The 18,567-nt window shown below is 61.4% G+C and carries 15 protein-coding genes and 1 pseudogene; 11 read left to right on the plus strand and 5 right to left on the minus strand.

Translation table 11 applies throughout. From position 1 onward, the window contains the following. Positions 1-622 precede the first annotated feature (622 nt). Positions 623-1,804, minus strand: a complete 1,182-nt coding sequence (hmpA, locus tag ACF6ZU_RS07210) for an NO-inducible flavohemoprotein (protein WP_392891141.1) — start codon at positions 1,802-1,804, stop codon at positions 623-625. Between the two features lie 156 nt (positions 1,805-1,960). Between hmpA and norR the strand changes: the two genes are divergently transcribed. The 5 genes from norR to ACF6ZU_RS07235 all read left to right on the plus strand — a co-directional run bounded on the left by norR (position 1,961) and on the right by ACF6ZU_RS07235 (position 6,439). Continuing rightward, entirely contained in the window at positions 1,961-3,511 is a 1,551-nt protein-coding gene (gene norR / locus ACF6ZU_RS07215; RefSeq protein ID WP_392891142.1) for a nitric oxide reductase transcriptional regulator NorR, read from the plus strand. Positions 3,512-3,713: 202 nt separating this feature from the next. Then, positions 3,714-4,616, plus strand: a complete 903-nt coding sequence (locus ACF6ZU_RS07220; RefSeq protein WP_392891143.1) for a chemotaxis protein CheV — start codon at positions 3,714-3,716, stop codon at positions 4,614-4,616. A gap of 26 nt (positions 4,617-4,642) precedes the next feature. Next, positions 4,643-5,101 carry a GNAT family N-acetyltransferase gene (locus ACF6ZU_RS07225; RefSeq protein ID WP_392893728.1) on the plus strand — a complete coding sequence of 153 codons (459 nt, stop codon included), beginning with the start codon at positions 4,643-4,645 and terminating at the stop codon, positions 5,099-5,101. A gap of 178 nt (positions 5,102-5,279) precedes the next feature. Next, positions 5,280-5,606 (plus strand): hypothetical protein, encoded by a 327-nt coding sequence (locus ACF6ZU_RS07230; protein ID WP_392891144.1) that lies wholly within the window; start codon positions 5,280-5,282, stop codon positions 5,604-5,606. Between the two features lie 83 nt (positions 5,607-5,689). After that, positions 5,690-6,439 (plus strand): YkgJ family cysteine cluster protein, encoded by a 750-nt coding sequence (locus ACF6ZU_RS07235; RefSeq protein WP_392891147.1) that lies wholly within the window; start codon positions 5,690-5,692, stop codon positions 6,437-6,439. On the opposite strand, the gene ACF6ZU_RS07240 is transcribed toward ACF6ZU_RS07235, so the two are convergent. The 3 genes and pseudogenes from ACF6ZU_RS07240 to ACF6ZU_RS07250 form a co-directional block, all read right to left on the minus strand. Continuing rightward, complete coding sequence (locus ACF6ZU_RS07240; RefSeq protein WP_392893730.1) at positions 6,436-7,530, minus strand: methyl-accepting chemotaxis protein; 1,095 nt, start codon at positions 7,528-7,530, stop codon at positions 6,436-6,438. The two genes, ACF6ZU_RS07235 and ACF6ZU_RS07240, sit on opposite strands and share 4 nt — an antisense overlap. 207 nt (positions 7,531-7,737) lie before the next feature. Next, positions 7,738-8,019, minus strand: a pseudogene (locus ACF6ZU_RS07245) (PAS domain-containing protein); the annotation flags it as partial. Between the two features lie 151 nt (positions 8,020-8,170). Beyond that, positions 8,171-8,428, minus strand: coding sequence for a hypothetical protein (locus tag ACF6ZU_RS07250; RefSeq protein WP_392891148.1), 258 nt, complete (start codon positions 8,426-8,428; stop codon positions 8,171-8,173). Positions 8,429-8,868: 440 nt separating this feature from the next. Here ACF6ZU_RS07250 and ACF6ZU_RS07255 point away from each other — a divergent pair, with 440 nt between their 5' ends. The 6 genes from ACF6ZU_RS07255 to ACF6ZU_RS07280 all read left to right on the plus strand — a co-directional run bounded on the left by ACF6ZU_RS07255 (position 8,869) and on the right by ACF6ZU_RS07280 (position 17,448). After that, positions 8,869-10,029, plus strand: a complete 1,161-nt coding sequence (locus ACF6ZU_RS07255) for an efflux RND transporter periplasmic adaptor subunit (protein WP_392891149.1) — start codon at positions 8,869-8,871, stop codon at positions 10,027-10,029. Then, complete coding sequence (locus ACF6ZU_RS07260) at positions 10,026-13,130, plus strand: multidrug efflux RND transporter permease subunit (RefSeq protein WP_392891151.1); 3,105 nt, start codon at positions 10,026-10,028, stop codon at positions 13,128-13,130. The genes ACF6ZU_RS07255 and ACF6ZU_RS07260 overlap by 4 nt, the downstream gene beginning before the upstream one ends. A gap of 9 nt (positions 13,131-13,139) precedes the next feature. Next, entirely contained in the window at positions 13,140-13,817 is a 678-nt protein-coding gene (locus ACF6ZU_RS07265) for a heavy metal response regulator transcription factor (RefSeq protein ID WP_007916978.1), read from the plus strand. Beyond that, a complete protein-coding gene (locus ACF6ZU_RS07270) occupies positions 13,807-15,171 on the plus strand; it encodes a heavy metal sensor histidine kinase (protein ID WP_392891153.1) in 1,365 nt (454 codons plus the stop codon). Before ACF6ZU_RS07265 ends, ACF6ZU_RS07270 begins: the two co-directional genes overlap by 11 nt. 219 nt (positions 15,172-15,390) lie before the next feature. Beyond that, on the plus strand, positions 15,391-15,615 hold the full coding sequence (locus ACF6ZU_RS07275) for a hypothetical protein (RefSeq protein ID WP_392891155.1): 225 nt from the start codon (positions 15,391-15,393) through the stop codon (positions 15,613-15,615). 330 nt (positions 15,616-15,945) lie between these two features. Continuing rightward, entirely contained in the window at positions 15,946-17,448 is a 1,503-nt protein-coding gene (locus tag ACF6ZU_RS07280; protein WP_392891157.1) for a diguanylate cyclase, read from the plus strand. Positions 17,449-17,622: 174 nt separating this feature from the next. On the opposite strand, the gene lpxC is transcribed toward ACF6ZU_RS07280, so the two are convergent. Beyond that, a complete protein-coding gene (gene lpxC, locus ACF6ZU_RS07285) occupies positions 17,623-18,534 on the minus strand; it encodes a UDP-3-O-acyl-N-acetylglucosamine deacetylase (RefSeq protein ID WP_392891159.1) in 912 nt (303 codons plus the stop codon). Between the last annotated feature and the right edge of the window lie 33 nt (positions 18,535-18,567).

Below are 18,567 nucleotides of genomic sequence, written 5' to 3' on the forward strand. Positions count from 1 at the left end.
TCCCCATCAACATTTGGCGGCTGACGCTGAACCTGTAGGAGCCAGCTTGCTGGCGATGGCAATTTCGAGGACGCCATCGCCGGCGAGCCGGCTCCTACAAATTTGCATCCCCATCAAAATTTTGCGGCTGACCCAGACCCTGTAGGAGCCAGCTTGCTGGCGATGGCAATTTCGAGGACGCCATCGCCGGCAAGCCGGCTCCTACAAATTTGGATACCCATCAAAATTTTGCGGCTTACGCAGAACCCGTAGGAGCCAGCTTGCTGGCGATGGCAATTTCGAGGACGCCATCGCCGGCAAGCCGGCTCCTACAGATTTGGATACCCATCAACATTTGGCGGCTGACGCAGAACCCGTAGGAGCCAGCTTGCTGGCGATGGCGATTTCGAGGACGCCATCGCCGGCAAGCCGGCTCCTACAAATTTGCATCCCCATCAACATTTGGCGGCTGACGCAGAACCTGTAGGAGCCAGCTTGCTGGCGATGGCAATTCGAGGACGCCATCGCCGGCGAGCCGGCTCCTACAAATTTGCATCCCCATCAAAATTTTGCGGCTGACCCAGACCCTGTAGGAGCCAGCTTGCTGGCGATGGCAATTTCGAAAACGCCACCGCCACCAAGGTTATTCCAGTGCCGAAGCCGGGCCGAAGAATTCGTAGCGGCTTTGCTTCTCCGGTACGCCCAAGGCTTTCAGGTGGCGCTTGATCGCCGCCATGAAACCTTTAGGCCCCAGGAAGTACGCATCCAGATCACGCTGCTGCGGCAACCACTCGCCCAACTGTTCCTGGCTCAACAACCCGACCTTGTGCGCCGCCGGGCTGACGCCGTCATCTTCGGCGTAGCAATAAAAGTGCTTGAGTTGCGGGTGACGCGCGGCCAACCCATCGATCCAGTCACGGAAGGCATGCACGCTGCCGTTACGCGCACAGTGGATGAAATGCACCGGCCGCTCGGTTTGCAGTGCCGCTTCGAGCATCGCCAGGGTCGGAGTGATGCCAACGCCGCCGCTGATCAGCACCAGCGGTTTGTCGCTGTCGGTCAGGGTGAATTCGCCCGACGGCGGGAACAGCTGAATGCTCGAGCCAACGTGCAGTTGATCGTGCAGATGGTTCGACGCACGACCACCGTGTTCACGCTTGACGCTGATCCGGTACTGACCCTTGTTCACCAGCGCCGACAGCGAATAGTTACGACGAATCTCTTCGCCATCGAGGATCAGTTTCATGCCGATGTACTGACCGGGCTCAGCGGCCAGGATCGGGCCTTTATCCGCCGGTTCAAAGTAGAACGAAGTGATCTCCGCGCTCTCTTCCATCTTGGCCGCAACGATGAATTCCCGCGCCCCGCGCCAGCCGCCCGGTGCCTGTTCTTTCTGGTCGTAGATGCTGGTTTCCGCACCGATCAGGATGTCGGCCAGTTGGCCGTAGGCCGCGCCCCAGGCGCTCATCACTTCCGGCGTGGCGATTTCTTCGCCCAACACTTCGGAAATCGCGCGCAGCAGGCAGGTGCCGACGATCGGGTAGTGTTCCGGCAGGATCTGCAGGGCCACGTGCTTGTTGATGATCTTGGCCACCAGGTCGCCTAACTGGTCGAGCTGATCGATGTGCCGCGCATACATCAACACGCCGTTAGCCAGGGCGCGGGGCTGGTCACCGCTGGCCTGGTGGGCCTGGTTGAACAGCGGGCGGACTTCCGGGTATTCGGACAGCATCATCCGGTAGAAATGCGTGATCAACGCTTCGCCGCCGCTTTCCAGCAACGGCACAGTGGATTTGACGATTGCACGGTCTTGAACGCTAAGCATAAGGTGACTCCTGAGCAACGAGGGTTTCTAACTGATTGCCTTATGCTTATCAGCTTTCATGCCAAGTATTTAATCGTTACAAATCAATAAGTTAAAAACAATATAGTCATAACGACACAGGCTGACTTATAGTCATCGCGACTACATGGAGTCACTATGACTGCAAAATCCCTGCTTACCGCCCTGCTCCCCCTGGTATCGGACCTGTCCCGCGAACTCCCCGAGGGCGAGCGCTATCGGCGCCTGCTCGAGGCCATGCGCGCCCTGCTCCCCTGCGACGCCGCCGCACTGTTACGCCTGGATGGCGAGTGGCTGGTGCCGCTGGCCGTCGACGGGTTGAGCACCGACACCCTTGGCCGACGCTTCAAGGTCAGCGAACACCCGCGCTTCGTGGCCCTGCTCAGCAGCCCCGGCCCGACCCGCTTCGCCGCCGACAGCGACCTGCCCGATCCTTACGACGGGCTGGTCGATGGCCTCGACGATCACCTCGAAGTCCACGACTGTATGGGTTGTCCCCTGTTTATCGACGAGCGTCCGTGGGGGCTGATCACCCTCGACGCCCTCGATCCGGAACGTCTGGAACCGATCGAACTGGACGCCCTGCAAGCCTTCGCCAGCCTCGCCGCCGCCACGGTCAACGCCGCCGAGCGCATAGAGCGGCTGGCCAATCGGGTCGAAGACGAGCACCAGCGCGCCGAGGTTTATCGTCAGGCCAGCGGTCAGCAGAACCGCGAGATGATCGGCCAGAGCAAGGCCCACAAACGGCTGGTGGAAGAAATCAGCCTGGTGGGCGGCAGCGACCTGACCGTGCTGATCACCGGTGAAACCGGGGTCGGCAAGGAGCTGGTGGCGCAGGCGATTCACGCCGCGTCACCCCGGGCGGACAAACCGATCATCAGCCTCAACTGCGCCGCGCTGCCCGACACCCTGGTGGAAAGCGAACTGTTCGGCCATGTGCGCGGCGCCTTCACCGGCGCGACGAGCGACCGCCGCGGCAAGTTCGAACTGGCCAACGGCGGCACGCTGTTTCTCGATGAAGTCGGCGAGCTGTCGCTGACCGTACAGGCGAAATTGCTGCGCGTGCTGCAAAGCGGGCAATTGCAGCGGCTGGGGTCGGACAAGGAACACCAGGTCGACGTGCGACTGATCGCCGCGACCAATCGTGATCTGGCCGAGGAAGTACGCAGCGGCCGCTACCGTGCCGACTTCTATCACCGTTTGAGCGTTTACCCGCTGCTGGTGCCGGCCCTGCGGGATCGCGGGCGCGACGTACTTCTGCTCAGCGGTTTTTTCCTGGAGCAGAACCGTTCGCGCATGGGCCTCAACAGCCTGCGCCTGAACAGCGATGCCCAGGCGGCATTGCTCGCCTATGACTGGCCGGGCAACGTGCGGGAGCTGGAACACTTGATCGGGCGCAGTGCGCTGAAAGCCTTGGGGCACTGCAAGGAACGGCCAAAGATTTTGAGCTTGAGTGCGGCGGACCTGGAGTTGCCCATTGGCGGCGTTGAAGTCGTAGCCGAGCCCGCCGCTGCCACTTCACCGGCGCTGGTGACCGGGGATTTGCGCGAAGCGACCGAACATTATCAGCGCCAGTTGATCGGCGCGTGCCTGGAACGGCACCACAATAACTGGGCGAGCGCAGCGCGGGAGCTGGGGCTGGATCGGGCAAATCTCGGGCGGATGGCCAAAAGGCTGGGCATGAAATGAACGCTTTTGTAGGTGCCAGCTTGCTGGCGATGGCGCCCTCGAACACGCCATCGCCGGCAAGCCGGCTCCTACAATGTCGAGATAGCATTTTTCCGTACATCGGCATTTAGCCTAAAGCCTGCCCCCATCAAGTCGATAACCCGGCATCGATAGCTTTTGGCGACTGTCCTTCGCCCATCACCTTTTTCCACAGAAGGTTTTTATGTCCACCACCAAAGCCCGCGCAGACTCACTTTCGCTTCTGCTGTTTACCTTGCGCAGCGGCAAGCTGATGGCGATCAACCTGCTCAAAGTCAGTGAAATCATCCCCTGCCCGCCGCTGACCAAGCTGCCGGAGTCGCACCCACACGTCAAAGGCATCGCCACCCTGCGCGGCGCGTCGCTGTCGGTGATCGACCTCAGCCGCGCCATCGGTGAGCGGCCGCTGGAAGATCCGAACGGTGGCTGCCTGATCGTCACCGACGTCAGCCGCTCCAAACAGGGCCTGCACGTTCAGGCCGTGAGCAAGATCGTCCACTGCCTGACCACCGACATCCGTCCGCCACCCTTCGGCTCCGGCGGCGTGCGTTCGTTCATCACTGGCGTGACTTCGGTCGACGGCACGCTGGTGCAGGTGCTGGACATCGAAAAAGTCATCCACGGCATCGCCCCGGCCCAGATTGAAATGGCCCCGACCGAGCTGAGCATGGAAGACGCCGAAGTACTGGGCAACGCGCGCATCCTGGTGGTCGACGACAGCCAGGTGGCGTTGCAGCAGTCGGTGCACACCCTGCGCAACCTCGGCCTGCAATGCCACACCGCCCGCAGCGCCAAGGAAGCCATCGACTGCCTGCTGGACCTGCAAGGCACGGCGCAGCAGATCAACCTGATTGTCTCGGACATCGAAATGTCGGAGATGGACGGCTACGCGTTCACCCGGACCCTGCGCGAAACGCCGGACTTCTCGCACCTGTACGTGCTGCTGCACACCTCGCTGGACAGCGCGATGAACAGCGAAAAAGCACGGCTTGCCGGGGCCAACGCGGTGCTGACCAAGTTCTCTTCGCCGGAACTGACCAAATGCCTGATCGAAGCGGCCAAAGCCGTGGCCGAACAAGGTCATTGAGTTTGGCCGAAGCCTTTTGCTTTCTGATGCGGCGCAACCTGGCGGAGGTTGTGCCCGCCATCACCTGGCCTCAGGGCATCGTCCTCAGCGAATACCGTCCCGAACTGGCAGAAGCCGTTCATCGCCTGATGGAACTAGGTTTTCTGGAAGGTGGCGGTCGGGTGCCGGCGCTGGACGTCTGGCAACAGCGGTTCGAGACCGATCCCGAGTACGACCCTTCCCTGTGTTTCATTGCCCTGGATGCCGAGGGCATCGTTGGCGTGTGCCAGTGCTGGACCAGCGCCTACATCAAGAACCTGGTGGTGCATCCGCGTGCTCAGGGTCGGGGATTGGGTCGTGCGTTGCTGCTGCATGCATTCGAGGTGTTTAGGCAGCGCCGCGAAGGGTTTGTGGATTTGAAGGTGCTGGAAGATAACGTTCGAGCGCAGCGGTTGTATGAATCGGCCGGAATGTATGTCGTTCGCCGGGAGCCGGTTCCAGTCTGACAGACCGCCTTCGCCGGCAAGCCGGTCTCGCTCCCACACTTGACCGTATTTAATTGAAAGAACTCGGTCGAATGTGGGAGCGAGACCGGCTTGCCGGCGATAGGGCCGACACATTCAAACTAAATCCATCGGGCATACTCCAACCTCGGTCAACACATGCCCAAGGATGCTTGAACCCATGAAAGCCGTAACCCTCACCTTCCTCTGCCTCACCGTCCTGGCCACCCAGGCAAACGCCTCCAGCCCCGACGCTTGGGCCGCTTTCGACAAAGCCGTGCTCGCCAGCTGCACCAAGGCCAGCGGCCTGAAAAACGCCAAGCCCGTCGGCAACGCCGCGCAATTCGACGACCGGGTCGAGTACACCGCCCTCCTGCTGCAAGGCCAATACCCGCAAAAACACATGAAAGGCCAGCAAGGCACTGAGCTGTGCCTCTACAACAAGAAAAGCAAAACCGCCTACGTGACCGAATGGGACTCCATCCGCGCGCCCGCAAAAGCTAAGTGAATGGCGCGCAACTTGCTTCGATGCAGTCCTTTGCGGTGGCATTCTGTCGCCGTTTCGGGCCCTGACAGGCGACTGATCCTTCGATGAATACGACGTTTTCCTGCGTAGGTTGCGGCAAATGCTGCAACGACCACCACGTGCCCCTGACCCTGGCCGAAGCCCGGATGTGGGCGGCCGACGGCGGTCAGGTGATCGTGCTGGTGGAGGGTTTCCTGGGCAATGGCCTGGGCCTGCCGGTGCAGCAACGCGAACACGCCGAACGCCGTTCGGTGGCGGTTCAGAGCGGCGCGTCCGAAGCGTACGTGGCCATCACGTTTGCCGCGTACAACGTCGGCCCCTGCCGGAATCTTGACGAAGACAACCTCTGCCGCATCTACGAACGCCGGCCACTGGTGTGCCGCATCTACCCGATGGAGATCAATCCGCACATCCCCCTTAACCCGGCGATCAAGGAATGCCCGCCCGAGTCGTGGGAAAAAGGCCCGGACCTGATCATCGGCGGCGAACTGGTCGATCAGGAACTCGCGGGGCTGATCCAGCGCTCCCGTCAGGCGGATCGCGACGACATCCGCACCAAGGACGCGATTTGCGCGTTGCTGGGGATTCGGACCACCGCGCTCAAGGGCGATGGATTCACCGCTTATCTGCCGGACATGAGCGCGTTTGCCGCCGTCATCGACCAGGTCGCGCAGCAGCCGCTGGCGGTGTCGGGCAGCGACTGGCAGTTCCACGTGTCTGGCGACGACATCGCCGGTCAAGTATTGGCATCTGGCGCTCAAGTGACCACCGAACCGGCGCTCAACTACGCGTTTATCTCCCTGCGCGCGGCTTAACGGCGTTCGCGCCAGAACTCTTGCGCCAACTGGCGCAAGTCACCCGCCAGCCCGGCGACATCAGCGGAATTGGCCTGGCTCTGCCGCCCTTCATTCACCGAGACCTCGCAAGCCGAGCGGATGCTGCTGATGTTGCGGTTGATGTCTTCGCTGACGGTGCTTTGCTCTTCCACCGCCGAGGCGATTTGCAGGCTCATCTCGGTGATCTGGTTGACCCGCCGACTGATCGCCTCCAGCGCATCGGCGGCGCGCCGGGCCTGATCGACACTGCTTTCCACCTGCTCACTGCTTTGCTGCATCACCACCACCGCGTCGCGCGTGCCGTTTTGCAGGGTGCTGATCATGCGCTGGATCTCGTTGGTCGATTGCTGGGTGCGCTGGGCCAGGCCCCGCACTTCGTCGGCCACCACCGCAAAACCGCGCCCAGCATCCCCGGCCCGCGCCGCCTCGATGGCCGCGTTGAGCGCCAGCAGATTGGTTTGCTCGGCAATGCTGCGGATCACTTCCAGCACCCCGGTGATCTCGCTGCTGTGCCCTTCCAGCTGATGAATCACCTCGGTGGCGTGCGCCAGTTCCTCGGCCAGACGCAGCACCGCATGGCGACTCTCGCTGACCAGTTGATGCCCCTCGCGGGTTTCGCTGCCGGCCAGGTTGGCGGCCTCGGAGGCCTGCTGCGCATGGCTGGCCACCTGGGCAACGCTGGCGGACATCTGATGAATCGCCGCCGCCACCTGATCGGTTTCAGCCTGCTGGCCCAGTGTGCTGCTGTGACTGCTTTGCAGGTGCTCGACCAACTCCGCCGCGTGCCCGGCCAGGCGCTGGGACGCGTCGCCGATGCGCCCCACCACTGCACCGACCTGGGCTTCGAGCATCTGCAAGGCAAATTCGATCTGGCCGAACTGATCTCGCCGACCGGTGTAAATATGCTGACTCAACGGGTTATCCGCAATCTGCCGGGCGCGCTCGGTCAAGGCCTTCAGCGGGCGCAGCATCAGGATTGCCCCCATCGCCGCCAAACCGCTGCCGACAACAAACGCCAGCAGCCCAACCAGCGCGGTTGACGGGTTGAGCCAGGCTTCGATGCCCACCACGCCGGCCAGCGTCGCGCTGAACAGCATCGCCACTTTCACACCCGGCGCGAGCACGGGCAGGCGCTGCAACAACGGCACGTGACCGTCGCGCAAGTGTGCGTAGGCTTTTTCCGCGGCTTCGATCTGCCGCGCCGAAGGTCGGGTCCGCACCGATTGATACTCCACCGCCCGGCCATTCTGCGTCACCGGCGTGGCATAGGCGCTGACCCAATAGTGATCGCCGTTCTTGCAGCGGTTCTTCACCAGCCCCATCCACGAACGGCCACTTTTGAGGGTCTGCCACATGTGCGCGAAGGCGGCTGCCGGCATGTCCGGGTGACGCAGCAGGTTGTGCGTCGAGCCCAGCAATTCTTCACGGCTGTAGCCGCTGATCCGGATGAAATCGTCGTTGGCGTAGGTGATCGCGCTGCTCAGATCCGTGGTCGAGAGGATGTTCGCATCAGCCGCAACGTCGACATTACGGCCGGTCACCGGGAGATTGATCTTCATGGAAAGCGCGCTCGTTGTTGGGAAAGAGTCGGCAGGGCTGCTGACTCTAAGCGCACTGATTCCACAAACGTTGATCTGGCTCAGGATATGAGCACTTAGCCATCACCGCGATTGAAAACCGCGGTCGATGGTTAATGGAGGGAGTGAGAACTCAGCGCTTGCCCATCGAGCGACGGGTGCCGGGAGGCGCTGCGCCGGGGGTCTTGGTGTGGCCGTTCTTGGCGCCGTTCTTGTACCACGGCTGGCTGGCGGTCTTGGCGGCAGCCAGTTCACCCGGCTTGAACGGGAACTTGAACGCCGGGATCGCGGCTTTGGTTTCGCTGTCTGCGCTGGAGTCGACGCTGTCTGGCAGGTCTGCCGGGGCGTCGCTCAGGGCGTCGGCAACCGGCGGTTGTGTCGGGGAAGTCATGAAAGCTCCGGGTGATGCAAGAAAGTCGGGCCCGGTCAGCGAGCCGCGAAAGGCGGCAGTATACCTTCACACGCTCCCTGTAGGAGCGAGCCTGCTCGCGAAAAACTTCCGGGCGGTGCATTCATTCAGATGGCCCGCGTTATCGTTGACGTCCATCGCCAGCAAGCTGGCTCCTACAGTTGGAATGCGATCTCCTGTGGGAGCGAGCCTGCTCGCGAAAAACCTCCAGGCGGTGCATTCATTCAGATGGCCCGCGTTATCGTTGACGTCCATCGCCAGCGAGCTGGCTCCTACAGGGGATCGCGGTAGGTGGGCTGCCACATATCCCAAACTGACAGCGCCGTCAGTTAGCAGTCACCTTCCTGACCGTCGAACAGGTTTATAAAGGCAGGTATAACCCTGACCAAACTCCGTCCATCCAGCCCCGGCGCCCCACTCGCATGCGAATTCAGAAAAAAACCGCCCTGATTGCAGGTCTGCTGATTGTCCTGGCAGCGCTGGGCACGTGGTACGTCACCAAACCTGCCACGGCGAAACTCGCCGCACCGACGGCAATCCCGGTTCGGGTGGTGAATGTCGCCGAAAAAGACGTTCCGCGCTACGTCAGCGGCATCGGTTCGGTGCTGTCCCTGCACAGCGTGGTGGTGCGCCCGCAAATCGACGGCATCCTCACCAAAATCCTGGTCAAGGAAGGCCAGCTGGTCAGCAAGGGTGACCTGCTCGCCACCATCGATGACCGCTCGATCCGCGCCAGCCTCGATCAGGCCCGCGCGCAACTGGGCGAAAGCCAGGCGCAGCTGCAAGTGGCGCTGGTCAACCTCAAGCGTTACAAACTGTTGAGCGTTGATGACGGCGTATCCAAGCAGACTTACGACCAGCAGCAAGCGCTGGTCAACCAGCTAAAGGCCACCGCCCAGGGTAATCAGGCGTCGATCGATGCCGCGCAGGTACAGCTTTCCTACACACAGATTCGCTCGCCGGTCAGTGGTCGCGTCGGTATTCGCACGGTGGATGAAGGCAACTTCCTGCGCATGACCGACACCCAGGGCCTGTTCACGGTGACCCAGATCGACCCGATCGCCGTGGAGTTTTCCCTGCCGCAGCAAATGCTGCCGACCCTGCAAGGCCTGATCAACGATCCGGAGCATGCCCAGGTCAAGGCCTACATCGGCGCCGACACCGACGGCGAAACCGGCAACCTGCTGGGCGAGGGTCACCTGACCCTGATCGACAACCAGATCAACGCCAACACCGGCACCATTCGAGCCAAGGCCGAGTTCAACAACCCCGGACAGAAACTCTGGCCGGGCCTGCTGGTGACGGTAAAGATTCAGACAGCACTGGAGAAGGATGCGCTGGTGGTACCGCCCACCGTCGTACAGCGCGGCCTCGATCAACACTTCGTGTACCGGGTCAACGGTGACAAGGTCGAAACCGTCCAGGTGCAGATGGTTTATCAAGGCAGCGGCCAGGACATCATCAAAGGCGTGAAACCCGGCGACATCCTGGTCAGCGATGGCCAATCCAGGCTCAAGCCCGGTTCGACCGTTCAGGTGCTGACCGAGCCACCGCAAGTGGTCCAGTCGGAGGCGAAACCATGAAGGCCCACGGCGGGGTTTCGGCGTGGTGCATCGATCATCCGGTAGCGACGATCCTCCTGACTTTCGCCCTGGTGTTGCTCGGTGTGATCGCCTTCCCGCGCCTGCCGATCGCGCCGCTGCCGGAAGCCGAATTCCCGACCATCCAGGTCGCCGCGCAACTGCCCGGCGCCAGCCCGGAAACCATGGCCTCCTCAGTGGCCACGCCCCTTGAAGTGCAATTCAGCGCCATCCCCGGCGTGACCCAGATGACCTCGAGCAGCGCCCTCGGTTCGACCAACCTGACCCTGCAATTCACCCTCGACAAAAGCATCGACACCGCCGCCCAGGAAGTGCAGGCCGCGATCAACACCGCCGCTGGCAAACTGCCCAAGGACATGCCGACCCTGCCGACATGGCGCAAGGTCAACCCGGCCGACAGCCCGGTGCTGATCCTCAGCGTCAACTCGACGCAAATGCCCGGCACCGAACTCAGCGACCTGGTGGAAACCCTGCTGTCGCGTCAGATCAGTCAGATCGATGGTGTAGGCCAGATCAACATCACCGGTCAGCAACGTCCGGCCATTCGCGTACAAGCCTCGGCGGACAAACTCGCGGCCATCGGCCTGACGCTGGCCGACATTCGCCTGGCGATCCAGCAGACCAGCCTCAACCTGGCAAAAGGCGCGCTGTATGGCGAGTCGAGCATCTCGACGCTGTCCACCAACGACCAGTTGTTTCACCCGGACGAATACAGCCAGCTCATCGTTTCCTACAAGGACGGTGCACCGGTTCACCTGAAGGACGTGGCGAAAGTCGTCAACGGTTCGGAAGATGCCTACGTTCAGGCCTGGGCCGGTGACAAACCCGGCGTGAACCTGGTGATTTCCCGGCAACCGGGGGCCAACATCGTCGAAACGGTGGACCGCATTCAAGCCGCCCTGCCCGCGCTCGAAGCCATGCTGCCGGCGTCGGTGCAGGTCAAGGTGCTGGTCGACCGGACCCAGACCATTCGTGCGTCGCTGCACGAAGTGGAAATCACCCTGCTGATCGCGATCATGCTGGTGGTGGCGGTGATGGCGCTGTTCCTGCGCCAATGGTCGGCGACGCTGATCGTCTCGGCGGTGCTGGGTGTGTCGCTGGTCGCCAGTTTCGCCCTGATGTACATCATGGGTTTCAGCCTGAACAACCTGACGCTGGTGGCGATCGTGGTCGCCGTGGGGTTTGTGGTCGACGATGCGATCGTGGTGGTGGAGAACATTCACCGTCACCTGGAAGCCGGCGACGGCATGCGCGAGGCCGCGATCAAGGGTGCTGGCGAGATCGGTTTTACCGTGGTTTCGATCAGTTTCTCGCTGGTGGCAGCGTTCATTCCGCTGCTGTTCATGGGTGGCGTGGTCGGGCGGCTGTTCAAGGAATTCGCCCTGACGGCGACCTCGACCATCATGATTTCGGTGGTGGTCTCGCTGACCCTGGCGCCGACCCTCGCCGCCCTGTTCATGCGTGCGCCGGTGCACCACGCCCACAGCAAAAAAACCTTTGGCGAACGCTTGCTGGGCGGCTACGAAAAACTGCTGCGCCGCGCCCTCGCCCATCAGAAATTGATGATCGGCGTGTTCGGCTTGTCCCTGGCCCTGGCCATCGCCGGCTACATCTTCATTCCGAAGGGTTTCTTCCCGGTGCAGGACACCGGTTTTGTCCTCGGCACCACAGAAGCCGCCGCCGACATTTCCTACGGCGACATGGTGAAAAAACACCTGGCGATGGCAGAAATCGTCGCCGCCGATCCGGCCGTCGAGGCCTTTTCCCACTCGGTCGGGGTCTCGGGCAGTAACCAGACCATCGCCAACGGCCGCTTCTGGATCTCCCTGAAAAAACGCGGCGATCGCGATGTCTCGGCCAGCCAGTTCATCGACCGGATTCGCCCGCAACTGATGAAAGTCCCTGGCATCGTGCTGTACCTGCGCGCCGGCCAGGACATCAACCTCAGCTCCGGACCGAGCCGCGCGCAATACCAATACGTGCTCAAGAGCAACGACGGCGCAACCCTCAGCACCTGGACCCAACGCCTCACGGAAAAACTGCGCGCCAACCCGGCGTTCCGCGACATTTCCAACGACCTGCAACTGGGCGGCAGCATTACCCACATCAGCATCGACCGCAGCGCCGCCGCGCGTTTCGGCCTGACCGCCAGCGATGTCGATGAAGCGCTGTATGACGCCTTCGGCCAGCGCCAGATCAACGAATTCCAGACCCAGATCAACCAGTACAACGTGATCCTGGAGCTGGACACCAAACAGCGCGGCAAGGCCGAAAGCCTCAATTACTTCTACCTGCGCTCGCCGCTCAGTGGGGAAATGGTGCCGCTGTCGGCGCTGGCGAAGTTCGATGCGCCGACGGTGGGCCCGTTGTCGATCGCCCATGACGGCATGTTCCCGGCCGCCAACCTGTCGTTCAACCTGGCGCCCGGCGTGGCGCTCGGCGACGCGGTGATCATGCTCAACCAGGCCAAGGCCGAGATCGGCATGCCGGCGGCCATGAGCGGCAATTTCCAGGGCGCGGCCCAGGCGTTCCAGAGTTCGCTGGCCAGCCAGCCGTGGCTGATCCTTGCGGCGCTGGTGGCGGTGTACATCATTCTCGGCGTGCTCTACGAGAGCTTCGTCCATCCGCTGACCATCATTTCGACACTGCCATCGGCGGGGCTCGGGGCGGTGATCATGCTGTGGATCTGCGGCCAGGACTTTTCCATCATGGCGTTGATCGGGCTGGTGCTGCTGATCGGGATCGTGAAGAAAAACGGCATCCTGATGATCGACTTCGCCCTCGACGCCCAGCGCAACGGCGGCCTGCCACCGGAAGAAGCGATCTACCAGGCGTGCATCACACGGTTCCGGCCGATCATCATGACCACACTCGCCGCCCTACTCGGCGCGCTGCCGCTGATGCTCGGCTACGGCACCGGTGCCGAACTGCGCCAGCCATTGGGGATCGCGGTCGTCGGCGGCCTGCTGGTGAGCCAGGCGCTGACGCTGTTCACCACTCCGGTCATATACTTGTGGCTGGAGCGACTATTTCATCGGCCCAAAAAACCAGCGCCTGTACCGGCACTGGCGACCACAGACTGAGGCGGGGTCATGCGCGTTCTGATTATCGAAGACGAGGAAAAAACCGCGGATTATCTGCACCGCGGCCTGACGGAACAGGGTTACACCGTGGACCTGGCGCGGGATGGCGTTGAAGGCCTGCACCTGGCGCTGGAAAGCGACTACGCGGTGATCGTCCTCGACGTCATGCTGCCGGGCCTCGACGGCTTCGGCGTACTGCGCGCCTTGCGGGCGCGCAAGCAAACCCCGGTGATCATGCTGACTGCCCGGGAGCGGGTCGAAGACCGGATCAAGGGCCTGCGCGACGGTGCCGACGATTACCTCGGCAAACCGTTTTCCTTCCTCGAACTGGTGGCGCGCCTGCAAGCCCTGACCCGGCGCAGCGGCGGCCATGAACCGGTGCAGGTGAGTATCGCCGACCTGTGGATAGATTTGATCAGCCGCAAGGCGACCCGCGCCGGCACGCGTCTGGACCTGACCGCCAAGGAGTTCTCGCTGCTCAGCGTGCTGGCCCGCCGACAGGGTGAAATCCTCTCGAAAACCGCGATTGCGGAAATGGTCTGGGACATCAATTTCGACAGCGACGCCAACGTCGTCGAAGTCGCGATCAAACGCCTGCGGGCCAAGCTCGACGGACCGTTCGACGAGAAACTGCTGCACACGATCCGCGGCATGGGTTATGTGCTGGAGAGCCGTGGTGTCCAGTAATTCGATTGCCCTGCGCCTGAGTGGCATGTTCACGCTGGTGGCGCTGCTGGTGTTCCTGTTGATCGGCTGGGCGCTCTATCAACAGGTCGACAAGGGCCTGGGCCTGTTGCCCGAAGCCGAGCTGGATGCGCGGTACAGCGTGCTCGAATCCACCGTCGGCCGTTACGGCACGCCGGAACACTGGGTGAAGATCAACAACAAACTCAAGTTGCTGGGCGAGGAAGACAAACGCATCAGTTTCTGGATCATCAGCGGTGATCCGCACTACGAATACGGCAACCTGACGCCGCAGATCCGCGCCTTCGCCGAAGGGCCGCTGGGCATGCGCGACTTGCAGTTGCCGGATCAGCCTTACCCGCAGAAAGTGCTGGTCAGCCAATTCCCGGCCAAGGATCAGCGACCGCCGTTGCGCTTCATGATCGGCATCGACACCGAGACGTTTTTCCAGACCCAGCATCATCTGTTGATCGCGCTGATCAGCCTGGCGATTGTCGGTGTACTGCTGGCCTCGGCGCTGGGTTACTGGGTGGCGCGGATCGGCCTCAAACCGTTGATCAAATTGTCCCACGAAGCCCAGCGACTGGCGCCGCCGTTGCGTTCCGGGCGCTTGCGTTTGTCGTCGCTGCCGCCGGAGCTCAATCAGTTCGTCAACTCCTTCAACTCCACGCTGGAGCGGGTCGAGCAGGCCTATTCACGACTGGAGTCGTTCAACGCTGACGTCGCCCATGAGCTGCGTTCGCCGCTGACCAACCTGATCGGCCAGACCCAGGTCGCGCTGACCCGGGGCCGTTCCGCCGAGCATTACTTCGAAGTGCTGCAATCGAACCTCGAGGAGCTGGAACGGCTGCGTTCGATTATCAATGACATGCTGTTCCTGGCCAGCGCGGATCAGGGCAGCAAGGCGACCAAACTGACCTCGACGTCGCTGGCCGATGAAGTGGCGACGACCCTCGAGTACCTGGATTTCATCCTTGAAGACGCGCAGGTTCAAGTGCAGGTCAGTGGCGATGCGCAAGTGCGGATCGAGATCGCGCATTTGCGCCGGGCGCTGATCAACCTGCTCAGCAACGCGGTCCAGCACACCGAGCCGGGGCAGGTGATCCAGGTGCGGATCGAGGTCGCGGAGCATCAGGTCAGCATCGGCGTCGCCAACCCTGGATCGCCGATTGCCAACGAACATCTGCCACGGTTGTTCGAGCGTTTTTATCGGGTCGATGCCTCGCGCAGCAACAGCGGCAACAACCACGGCCTCGGGCTGGCCATCGTCAAGGCGATTGCGCTGATGCACGGCGGCGATGTCTTCGTGCGCAGCGACCACGGCATGAATACCTTCGGCATCCACCTTCCCGTCTGAGCCACCTTGTAGGAGCCGGCTTGCCGGCGATTGCGGTGTGACAGTCAACGTTGATGTCGCCTGACGCATCGCAATCGCCAGCAAGCTGGCTCCTACACAAGTCGGTGATCTTTGCTTTTATCGCAACAGTCCTTTATTGGATTGGCTCTGTTTCCCGTTGGCCAGAATCCTTATCTTTGCGCCACCAAACAGCACTTGCCAAGCAAGAAGGTTTTAAAGATGTCCAACACTATGGGTATTGCCAGCGCTTTCGTTTTGTCCTCATTGTTCCTCTCCCCGTTCGCCGTCGCTGAAGAGTCGCAGACGTTCGTCGCGCACAATGCAGCCCGCGCTGCAGCGTACGAAGAGCACCAGAGCGAAATGACGGCCAAGGCTCCAGACGCTGCGCAAACCCCTCAAGCATCATCTGTCCAGGCCCAGCCACAGGTTGAAAAAGACAGCTGATCGCACCGTATCGCTCTGTTTCCCTCGACACTTTTCCTCGGCTCTTCCTGTAGAAAAGTTGTCTTCAAAGCCGCTGCTGTCAGCGGCTTTTTTTTGTTTGCGTTTTGTTGATCGTTACAGCCATCGCAATGATGCGGATCGGCATACCGGCGAACACCGGACGATCTTCGACTACCAGCCCAATGTCTTCTAAGCTTGAATAAATGTAGGAGCGAGCCTGCTCGCGATGGATTCAGGAGCACCGCGTTTTTTCAGAAAACACGCGTCACCGTTGACGTCCATCGCGAGCAGGCTCGCTCCTACAGAAGTCATCAAGCAGATAACGTCCTCATGCCCGCGAGCCACCTCACACAGGCATCACGCAAGACCGGTCGCCCGGAACTCATGGTGATTCTCGGCAGCTCCCTGACCGTCATCGCGATTCTCGCCATCGTCACCTTCCTGCTTATCCGTGAGCACGCCAACGCCCAGCAGGCGGCCGTCCGCAGCGCGACCACGGTGGCGCAACTGATCGACGCCGATGTGCTGCGCACCGTCGAACTCTATGACTTGACCCTGCAAGGCCTGATCGCCGCCTCGCAACGGGACGACCTGAAACAGGTTTCACCGCAGGTCCGTCATCTGGTGCTGTTCGACCGCTCCACCACGGCCCGCTTCAAGGGCGACATCCTGTTGCTGGACCCGCATGGCGAGGTGCTGGCCGACTCGTCGCTGACCGAACCCAAGCCCGGCAACTTCGCCGATCGCGATTATTTTCTCGCCCATGCTTTCAACCGCGACACCGGCATGTTCATCAGTCGCCCCTTCAAACCCCGCTGCGACTGCGATGACCGCGACGAATGGCGAATCAGTTTCAGCCGCCGCATCTCGTCGGCAACGGGTGAATTCCTCGGGGTCGCGGTGGCGTCGATGCGCCTGGCCTACTTCGACAAGCTGTTCAACAGCCTGAACATCGGCAACGGCAGCGCCCTGTCCATCATCAACGACGACGGCATACTGCTGGCGCAGAAGCCTCGCCTGCAAAATGACTCGATCGGCAAAGACTTCGCCAACCGCCCCAATGTCCAGCGCATCCTGCGTGAACGCAGCGGCAGCTTCGACAGCGTGTCGAGCGTCGACCAGACGCAACGCCTGTATACCTTTTCCAGAGTGGGCAACCTTCCGTTGACGGTGATCGTCGCACTCTCCGCCAACGACGTGTTCGCTGCCTGGAACCGCACCGCGATCGTGATCAGCGGTGCCACCGGCGTGTTGTGCATCGGCCTGCTCTGGCTGACCTGGCTGTTGTGCCGGGAACTGCGCCTGCGCCATATCGCCGAGCAGGAACTGGCGCAACTGGCGGCCACCGACGCTTTGACCGGTGTCGCCAACCGTCGAACGCTGGACCAGACCCTGCGCCACGAGTGGTTTCGCGCCCAACGCTCGGGCAAGCCGTTGTCGGTACTGATGATCGACGCCGATCACTTCAAGGCGTTCAACGATCAGCATGGCCATCAGGCTGGCGACGATGCGCTGCGCGTGCTGGCCAAGGTGATCGCCGAGAATATTCGACGGCCGGCGGACCTGGTCGCCCGTTATGGAGGCGAAGAGTTTTCGGTGATCCTGGCGGAAACTGACAGCGCCGGTGCGCAACAGATCGCCGAGCACATCCGCGTCGCGGTGGAGCAATTGCCGTTCGTGGCGGGCATTGAATCGCCGATTACGGTGAGTATCGGCATCAGCACCTGGACCACGGCCACCAATACCAGCCTGGAGCAGTTGTTGTTTGCGGCGGACAAGGCGCTGTATCAGGCCAAGGAAGGTGGGCGGAATCGGGTGGTGGCTACGCAGTGAGATCGGTGGTGATGCGGCTGGCCCCATCGCGAGCAGGCTCGCTCCCACAGGGGAATGCATTTCAAATGTGGGAGCGAGCCTGCTCGCGATGAGGCCGGCCCTGACACCGTTTAAATCGGGGCATAAAAAAAGGCCACCCGAAGGCAGCCTTTAAAAACTAGAGAGGTTTTTTACTTACACCGCCGCAACCGGACGCATGTAAGAGATCGGTGCAGTGCTGGCGTCTTCGAAAGTCACGACTTCCCAAGCATCTGTCTGCTCAATCAACTTGCGCAGCAGCTGGTTGTTCAATGCATGTCCGGACTTGAAGCCCTTGAACTCACCAATCAGGCTATTGCCCAGCAGGTAGAGGTCACCAATTGCATCGAGGATCTTGTGCTTCACAAATTCGTCTTCGTAGCGAAGGCCGTCTTCGTTCAGTACACCATCCGCGTCGACCACAATAGCGTTTTCAACGCTGCCGCCGAGTGCGAGGTTGTGCTTGCGCAGGTACTCGATGTCACTCATGAAACCAAAGGTACGGGCGCGGCTGACTTCTTTTACGAACGAAGTGCTGGAAAAATCCACGCTTGCACTTTGTGTGCGGTTACGGAAAACCGGGTGATCGAAATCGATCTCGAAACTCACCTTGAAGCCTTCGAAAGGGACGAAAGTGGCGCGCTTGTCGCCGTCTTCCACTGTCACTTCCCGCAGGATCCGGATGAATTTCTTGGCTGCGTCCTGTTCTTCCAGGCCGGCCGATTGAATCAGGAATACGAAAGGTCCAGCGCTACCATCCATGATCGGGACTTCGGACGCGGAGAGCTCGACGTAGGCGTTATCGATGCCCAGGCCGGCCATGGCCGAGAGCAAGTGCTCCACCGTGTCCACTTTCACGTCACCGTTAACCAGCGTCGTCGACATGGTTGTCTCGCCGACGTTGGCAGCACGAGCCGGGATCTCGACCACTGGATCGAGGTCGGCACGGCGAAAGACGATTCCGGTGTCGATCGGTGCAGGTTTGAGGGTCAGGTATACCTTCTCCCCGGAGTGCAGACCTACACCGGTGGCACGGATAATATTTTTCAGTGTGCGTTGTTTAATCATGGCTTGGGCCGCTTCAGCGCAAATTGCGAACTG

This window comes from Pseudomonas migulae (assembly GCF_043225285.1).
Classification (GTDB): domain Bacteria; phylum Pseudomonadota; class Gammaproteobacteria; order Pseudomonadales; family Pseudomonadaceae; genus Aquipseudomonas; species Aquipseudomonas migulae_C.